The 1,567-nt window shown below is 65.4% G+C and carries 2 protein-coding genes; one reads left to right on the top strand and one right to left on the bottom strand.

Annotated elements, in window-relative coordinates; genetic code table 11:
- Positions 1 to 82: 82 nt before the first annotated feature.
- Positions 83 to 598 (bottom strand): bacterial transcriptional activator domain-containing protein, encoded by a 516-nt coding sequence (locus tag ABZZ74_RS54115; RefSeq protein ID WP_356951441.1) that lies wholly within the window; start codon positions 596 to 598, stop codon positions 83 to 85.
- A gap of 599 nt (positions 599 to 1,197) precedes the next feature.
- Between ABZZ74_RS54115 and ABZZ74_RS54110 the strand changes: the two genes are divergently transcribed.
- The coding region (locus ABZZ74_RS54110) for a hypothetical protein (protein WP_356951440.1) at positions 1,198 to 1,567 on the top strand (370 nt) is incomplete at its 3' end.

Below are 1,567 nucleotides of genomic sequence, written 5' to 3'. Positions count from 1 at the left end.
GCAGCAGAAGTCACACAACTACTAACGATCAACTACTGGCGCAGGACACTAGCGGCGCTACCGCGGCCCACCTCCTGAACCGCTACTGCGCCTTGCGCAGTGGTGAGCCGGTCCCGTGGAGAAGATCGTTGATGAGCTGTTCCGTCTCCGTCTCGAGATCGCAGTCCAGTGACCTGTTGACCTGTTGGACCTGCGTGATGGCGGTGTGCAGGCCGGAGCGGTTCCCGGCCGCATGCTCAACGCGCATCCAGTCCCTGTAGAGGAGCTCGGCACTGGGATCGGCTTCGAGGCCGATCGCGATGGCCTGCCGGGCGGCGCTGAGGTCGTGGTGCGGGCCCGCCGGGGTGCGGTGCGTGGCCACCGTGTGAGCGACGTCGATGATCCTCGTGATCATCTCCTGCTGGTAGGGACCAGCCCAGGGCAGCGGCCTCGAACCGAACGGCCGTCCCCTCACCAGCCCGAGAGCCTTCTCCAGATCCTCCAGCCTGGCCGGTCCCTGCGGCAGGGCACGCTCGGCGAGCTCGAGAAACCTCGTCCAGTCACACCGTACGGCGGGGGAAAGGCTGTAGGGATCGTCGCCGGCACGTCGGCGCGGCACGTACGGGTTGCCGGCGGGGTCATGTCGTCGCCCAGTTTTTCTGGGTTGTTGCTGTGGGATGTGAGCTGGGGTTTCTCAGTTTCTGTGGGCGGGGTTCGCGGTGTTTCGTAGTGGGGTGGGGTGGGCTGGTGTCTGTCTGACCTGTGTGTACGCGGGTGTGCAGGTTGATCGCGCGTCGTGTAGTTCCAGTGGGCTGCTACTTGGGGGGGCGGGTCAGGTGGTGTCGGGGTTGGTGAGGTCGTCTTTGGTGAGGGTGATGCGGGTGGCTTTGCCGGCTTTGCTGGCGGTGGTGGTGGGTGGCAGGACGCGGACGTGGATGAAGTAGACGCGGACGCCGGTGAGTTCGGTGTAGGGGGGCCAGGTGCCGGGGGTGCCGTCGGTGGGCAGTTCGAGGAGCTTGTCGGTGATGTTGTAGATGACGAGGTAGGCGGTGTGCTGTCCGCAGTCGTGGGCGACTTGATGATCTGGTGCACGCCTTTGACGAGGTAGCCCTTGCCGCGGCCGCTCCCGTCGAAGATTTTGCCGTCGCAGACCAGGGGGTCGCGGCCGTCGAGGTCGCCGATGAGGTCTGCTTCGCCGGATGCTGAGCGCGGCTTGGCGTGGGTGATGTGGTCGCCTTCGAGGAAGAGGAAGCGTTGCAGGTCGAGGTTGTAGACCTCTTCGCCGTTAACGGTGTCGGCGGTGAAGCGGGTGTAGAGCTCGTCGCGGTCGAACCATTCGATGCGGGTGCGGTACCGCTCGAGGGTGTGCAGGATGCTGCTCTCGGCGCCGAGGCGTTCGCTGAGGAAGTTGAACAAGACTCGGCGCTTTCGGCGGGCGTGCCGCACACTCGGCGTGACCCAGTCCATGGGCCGGGTCGGGTCATGTTTCGACTCAACGCCGTGAGCGAGGCGTTCAACAGCGTGCTGAAGGTCGAGTACGTCCACCGGCACACCTTCCGCACCCGCACCGAGGCCCGCATCAGGATCG

The organism is Streptomyces sp. NPDC006476, from assembly GCF_040612015.1.
Taxonomy (GTDB): Bacteria; Actinomycetota; Actinomycetes; order Streptomycetales; family Streptomycetaceae; genus Streptomyces; species Streptomyces griseorubiginosus_B.
Note: the sequence above shows the minus strand (reverse complement) of the source record. Positions and strands in the feature narration are given on the sequence as shown.